Source organism: Photobacterium sp. R1 (assembly GCF_054600795.1).
This window is the reverse complement of record NZ_BAAHZP010000031.1, coordinates 1-4692: the sequence shown is the minus strand read 5'-3', so window position 1 is coordinate 4692 and position 4692 is coordinate 1. Positions and strand designations below refer to the sequence as shown.

The window sequence follows — 4692 nt, the reverse complement described above, 5'->3', positions numbered from 1 at the left end:
TTACATCATGCAGGATTCTAGGCGGGATAAGCCTTAGAGCGAGATTACAGGGCCAGTCTGGTGTGACCGACCCAGCGATCTAGGATTTTAGTGTGGGGGAATTCAATTCTCATCCTGATCATCAATAAAACTCACATCACGCACGAACTCGTTGGCTAAAATGCCATTTAGAATAGAATCATCCAATTTGCCTTGCGTAATACTTATAAGGTGTTTAGATAGACCAGACAAAATGTTTTCTTTCATCTTTTTCTTTATTTCTTCAAAGCAAATCTCTGGTGTATCTAACAAGCTATCACGATAAATGAATATCGCCCCTTTCCATTTTCCCTCAGTTAATTTTGCACCCAGAAAACGCCCTTTTTTTCCAGTACAGTTGGGAAATGCTTTTCGATGGTAATACGCAGAATCCACTCTGTATGGTTCATATCCATTATCTTCAAAAAATTCTGGTAGTAAAAAAGTTAGTTCATCACTTTCAAGCTGACTAAGATCGCCATTTAACTCAACTCTCAAAATATAACTATACCAAGCGTGCTCATTAGTTTCGGGGAGGTTAGTTACCTCAAAACTAACGTCCCATAATTTATCTGCCATTGGATGGTTATCAACGTAAAGCCTAATTAATTTTCTGACAATAGAGCTAGGTGATTCACCATCCATTGTACAAAGAGACTTCAGTTTGTTATCAAGAGCATCATCAATTCTAACTCTAACAATATTTTCTTTAGCCATTTTGACTCTCTCCCTTCCGGCTACGTTTTTCATTTTGTACCACAATGCTAACAACAAAATCGCCGTAGTTCAAATTCTATTTTGTGCCACGCGAGGCAAGGGGATCACGGATAATGCGAAACATAAATAGAATCAAGCACATATTAAATCTATGGTATAAATTGTCATGGAGTTTAATATGATCAAAGTTACATCTTTAGGAAACCTCTCCTCACTACCAATCACCACAACCCTGAAAGAACAAGTCAAAGCCATACTCACCGAACCATTCCACGATGAAGCAGAAACCCAACAAGCATGGGATGAACTGCAATGTGGACTCTGGTTCCTAACTTCAATTTCTGAACTCTCTGCTGTCGTCGTCGACGATATCGAACTGCTGAAACGGGCACTAACATACACTGAATTCGAAGACGATCTGGATTACGGAGCAGTACTTACTTTGAGCATTGTCGAGGACAGTGGTAAGGGAATCTACATGCTGCTACCTAAGACACTGCTCACTGAATTACGCCAGTATTTCTCCATCGAGAATGACTGAGGAGGCAGTGATGCAATCCCGAAAATTCAAATTCAATAAGCGCCAACTCGACTCATTACCACCGACGCCGACGGCGAGCAAAAGTAAGGAAACAGAATATACCGACGAGTTGTGCTCAGGTCTCAAGCTCATCGTTAATCGCCAAGGGCGGAAACGCTTCTTATTTAGATATACCTATTTCGGTCAAAAAAGGTCTTTACAGATAGGAGAGTACCCATCATTAGATATTTCTACTGCTAGGCAGTTAGCTAATGACCATAAGCGTGAGATAGCCCTAGGTAATGACCCCAAGGCAGTCAGGGATGAGAAACGTAATGTGCTCACTTTCTATGAGTTCGCTGAACAGCATTACCTCCCCTACGCACGAGTTAACAAAATCACAGCTGCAAGCGATGAAGGAAATCTAAAGATGCACTTCTATCCGGTATGGGCCAAGAAACCTATTACGGATATTAGTCAGCAAGACATACAGAAGCTGCTTGATGGCCTGTTAGAAGGGAGGAAACCAGCAACCGTAAACAGGCTCAGGAGTTTAATTCTTAGAATTCTAAATTTAGCAACTCAATGGAACTTTCTCGACAAAAATCCAGGTAAGTATATCAATAAGCTAAAGGAGAACAATGTTCGCCAACGATTTCTATGCCAAAAAGAAATTTCTGCTTTCATCTCAGCTTGCGATGCAGAACCTAATCGTACCCAAGCCAACGCTCTAAAATTCGCCTTGCTAACTGGAATGAGGATCGGGGAAATCACTAATTCTAAATGGGACTGCCTTACCGTCGACGACGACGGCAATTGGAGTCTATTCCTGACCCACACAAAGTCAGGGTTATCAAGAACCGTACTACTCAACCAGCTCGCAATGGAGGTCATAAATGATCAGAGACGATATCAAATCCCACGTAATCCCTATATTTTCCCCAGTAGAACTGCCACTGGACGACCTATTGCCCACCCGAAGAAGGCGTTTGCCCGCATTAAGAGGGCTGCTGGTATATTAGATAACTTTAGAATTCATGATCTACGTCACACTTTTGCATCGATCTTGGTGAACTCAGGGAATGCCACTCTTTATGACGTCCAGAATTTACTCGGTCATTCTAGCCCACAAATCTCGACTCGTTATGCTCACTTGGCCAGTAGTCGACTAAGAGCTGTTAGTGCCAACGTATCAGAGCTAGTACAACAAGCCACTAAATCAGAAGGAGAAAAACATGCCAGTAATTGCAGCTAATCCATTGTTCGGATTAGGGTTCATCATCGGATACGCAATCTACAAAGAGATTAATAAGGAGTAACGTTATGCCATTACCACTGATGTACTTTGGCTATGGGGTTGTAGCAGGTTTCTTGTTTGCTTCCAAAGAAAAATCTAGCCAATTGATTTGATTGGAAAATTTAAGATAGGGCTACTTTTTGGATTGTTAGCCCTTACTTTGCATAGGGCACCCTATGCTATACTGCTTCGCCATTGCTAGGTGAGCAATTGAAAGTAAGAGAGTTTGTTGATGAGCGAAAGTATAGAATGCCTGAAAGAGAAGGCTATAAATCATGAAAATGAACAGTTAGGTCTTTTCAAAGATCAATTAGTTGTAGGTGATTCTCGACAGGCTCTATCTAATGTCCCGGACAAAACTTTTCAGATGTGCGTAACATCTCCTCCGTATTGGGGGCTGAGGGATTACGATATTGAAGGCCAGATAGGTGCCGAAACCACCATTCATGAATTCATTAACGATCTTGTTGCTGTTTTCCGTGAGGTTAGAAGAACACTTAAAGATGATGGTATTTTGTGGCTAAACATCGGCGATTCCTTCACCAGTGGTGGAAGAACTTGGCGAGATAAAGATAAAAAGAACCCTGCAAGAGGGATGAGCTACAGAGCGCCAACGCCTGAAGGGCTAAAACCTAAAGACCTCATTGGATTGCCTTGGAGATTGGCATTAGCTCTGCAAGACGATGGATGGTACTTAAGGTCTGACAATATATGGTACAAACCTAACTGCCAGCCAGAGTCAGTCAAAGATCGGCCAACTCGTTCTCATGAATATGTATTTATGCTTTCTAAAAGTGAAAAATACTATTATGACCACGAAGCAGTGAAAGAACCGACAGCTGATGGTAAGAAGCTTAGAAACCGCAGAACTGTTTGGGAAGTAAAAACCAAACCTTTCAAAGGTGCTCACTTTGCAGTTTATCCACCGGAACTAGTTGAGATATGTGTAAAAGCTGGCAGTAAAGAAGATGATATTATCCTAGACCCATTTTTCGGCTCAGGGACAACAGGAATGGTTAGTCGTCAATTAGGCCGCTCATACTATGGCATTGAGTTAAACCCCGACTACGCACAGATAGCACGTGAACGCTTAACTGAAGCTCCACCACAAATTGATCTTGATTTTAAATAAAGAAAGGAGCCTACCTAGGCTCCTTTCTTTTTATTAGGTATCAAATTCCCAAGTCGCATGGACAATACATTCACTCTTGAGAAGATTTTTTATTTGAAGTTTTCTCTCACCACCACCGTCAAAGTACAGTGAGTAAAGTAATTGTCCATCTCGTTTTACATAGCAATATCCAGGCTTTATGCTTTGCGAACTGCCATGCTTCATTTCAAACTCGCCTTGCTGGCAGAGCAGTAATAATTTTTTTGGTATTTCAACTAATTCGTAGAAGTGCTGGTATCGACTTCCAACTTTACTCCCTGGAAGATACCTTAATACGAGAATTCGTTCATAGCCTTCCATGTGAGATAATAATTCATCACGTAATTCAGGTAATACGGATTCATCAGAGAGCCAATTTGGGTTTTTACCTAACTCCATCCATTTACTAATATGAACAGTGTTTGGTCTAATGCTATTGCCAGCCTGAGTTTTTAGGGAGTAACGCTCGCCAGCAATTGTAATATCATGCCCTGGATTTCCGGGAGGTGCTAATTTAGCTTTACCTGATACTGCCTTTATGGACTCTTCCAGCCCAGTTTCGAAATGCACCTTAGTGAAAGGAGAGTTAGTCAGATGCGAATGCACCATGATCCTAGAACCAAGGTAAGCAGCTGATTCTTCAGTAAGAATAGCTTTTTCAAAAGGTAAGTTGGTAACAGAAAATGAATAAGATGAGTTCAAGGCACGCTCGACGCTAGCAACGACTTTTTGATTACAGTTCCGAACTGTCTTCTCTTCAATTTCATTCATATTTACATATCTCACAATACGCCACTATCCATGGCACAATAATTTTAGGTGATAAGAATTAAGCGTTGTGCACATCATTCACCTGCAACAAGGCTAATATCTTTGGTGTAATCTGTCAATCACCCACACTAAAATCCTAGATCGCTGGGTCGGTCACACCAGACTGGCCCTGTAATCTCGCTCTAAGGCTTACTCTGCCTAACTTCCTGCATGATGTAG

Annotated in this window: 5 protein-coding genes; 3 read left to right on the top strand and 2 right to left on the bottom strand. The window is 41.5% G+C overall.

Features of this window, described 5'->3' with window-relative positions; genetic code table 11:
• Window positions 1–102: 102 nt before the first annotated feature.
• A complete protein-coding gene (locus ACYP03_RS23685) occupies window positions 103–735 on the bottom strand; it encodes a hypothetical protein (protein WP_459782321.1) in 633 nt (210 codons plus the stop codon).
• A gap of 178 nt (window positions 736–913) precedes the next feature.
• On the opposite strand from ACYP03_RS23685, the gene ACYP03_RS23680 reads away from it, so the two are divergent.
• The 3 genes from ACYP03_RS23680 to ACYP03_RS23670 all read left to right on the top strand — a co-directional run bounded on the left by ACYP03_RS23680 (window position 914) and on the right by ACYP03_RS23670 (window position 3684).
• Window positions 914–1276: a hypothetical protein gene (locus ACYP03_RS23680; protein ID WP_459782320.1), complete on the top strand. Its 363-nt coding sequence runs from the start codon at window positions 914–916 to the stop codon at window positions 1274–1276.
• A 10-nt stretch (window positions 1277–1286) separates the two neighbouring features.
• The gene (locus ACYP03_RS23675) at window positions 1287–2510 is read left to right on the top strand and encodes a tyrosine-type recombinase/integrase (RefSeq protein ID WP_459782319.1); all 1224 of its coding nucleotides are present in this window, start codon (window positions 1287–1289) and stop codon (window positions 2508–2510) included.
• A 274-nt stretch (window positions 2511–2784) separates the two neighbouring features.
• Window positions 2785–3684, top strand: coding sequence for a DNA-methyltransferase (locus tag ACYP03_RS23670; RefSeq protein ID WP_459782318.1), 900 nt, complete (start codon window positions 2785–2787; stop codon window positions 3682–3684).
• 33 nt (window positions 3685–3717) lie between these two features.
• Here ACYP03_RS23670 and ACYP03_RS23665 read toward each other — a convergent pair whose 3' ends face one another.
• Complete coding sequence (locus ACYP03_RS23665) at window positions 3718–4473, bottom strand: hypothetical protein (protein WP_459782317.1); 756 nt, start codon at window positions 4471–4473, stop codon at window positions 3718–3720.
• Between the last annotated feature and the right edge of the window lie 219 nt (window positions 4474–4692).

Excerpts from the sequence above, each read along its gene's own strand:
- ACYP03_RS23665 (WP_459782317.1), bottom strand. The coding sequence starts at position 4,473 with ATGAATGAAATTGAAGAGAAGACAGTTCGGAACTGTAATCAAAAAGTC.
- ACYP03_RS23685 (WP_459782321.1), bottom strand. The coding sequence starts at position 735 with ATGGCTAAAGAAAATATTGTTAGAGTTAGAATTGATGATGCTCTTGAT.
- ACYP03_RS23670 (WP_459782318.1), top strand. The coding sequence starts at position 2,785 with ATGAGCGAAAGTATAGAATGCCTGAAAGAGAAGGCTATAAATCATGAA.
- ACYP03_RS23680 (WP_459782320.1), top strand. The coding sequence starts at position 914 with ATGATCAAAGTTACATCTTTAGGAAACCTCTCCTCACTACCAATCACC.
- ACYP03_RS23675 (WP_459782319.1), top strand. The coding sequence starts at position 1,287 with ATGCAATCCCGAAAATTCAAATTCAATAAGCGCCAACTCGACTCATTA.